The sequence below is a fragment of the Streptomyces sp. NRRL B-24572 genome (assembly GCF_002156145.1).
GTDB lineage: Bacteria > Actinomycetota > Actinomycetes > Streptomycetales > Streptomycetaceae > Streptomyces > Streptomyces vietnamensis.
On record NZ_MWIG01001010.1, the window covers coordinates 1 to 882 of the forward strand.

Sequence of the window (882 nt, forward strand, 5' to 3'; positions counted from 1 at the left end):
GGGGCCGGGCTGATCCTGCGGGGCTTCCACTGGCCGCTGGACGTGTTCGCCAGTCTCTGCCTGAGTTTTCTGACCCTGGCGGTCAGTTCCACGTGTACGCGTCGAAGTTCCGGCTGAACTCCCCCTGGTTGTAGCGGTCCCAGTTGATCGACCAGGTCATCAGGCCGCGCAGGGCCGGCCAGGTGCCGTGGGTCGTGTAGGTGCCGCAGTTCTGCTTCTTCGTCAGGCAGTCCAGGGCCTTGTTCACCTCGGTCGGGGTGGTGTGGCCGTTGCCCGCCTGGGTGGAGGCCGGGAGGCCGATGGCGACCTGCTCGGGGCGGAGGGGCGGGAAGAAGCGGTCCGTGTTGCCGGCGACCGGGAAGCCGGTGAGGAGCATGTCGGTCATGGCGATGTGGAAGTCGGCGCCGCCCATCGAGTGGTACTGGTTGTCGAGGCCCATGATGGAGCCCGAGTTGTAGTCCTGGACGTGGAGCAGGGTCAGGTCGTCGCGCAGGGCGTGGATGACCGGGAGGTAGGCGCCGGCGCGGGGGTCCTGGCCGCCCCAGGGGCCGGAGCCGTAGTACTGGTAGCCGAGCTGGACGAAGAAGGTCTCCGGGGCCATCGTCAGGACGAAGCCCGGGCCGTACTTGGCCTTCAGGGTCTTCACCGCCTGGATCAGGTTGACGACGACCGGGGTGGTGGGGTTGCGGAAGTCCGTGTCGCCGGTCTGGAGCGACAGGGAGTGGCCCTCGAAGTCGATGTCCAGGCCGTCGAGTCCGTACTCGTCGATGATCTTCGAGACGGAGGAGACGAAGGTGTCGCGGGCCGTGGTGGTGGCGAGCTGCACCTGGCCGTTCTGGCCGCCGATGGAGATGAGGACCTTCTTGCCGGCGGCCTGCTTGG

Annotated in this window: 1 protein-coding gene; it reads right to left on the bottom strand. The window is 67.6% G+C overall.

Going from position 1 to position 882, the window contains the following annotated elements; genetic code table 11:
- Nucleotides 1-82 precede the first annotated feature (82 nt).
- Nucleotides 83-882 (bottom strand): chitinase (locus CCN56_RS39505; RefSeq protein ID WP_143664807.1); only part of this gene is annotated, 800 nt, incomplete at its 5' end.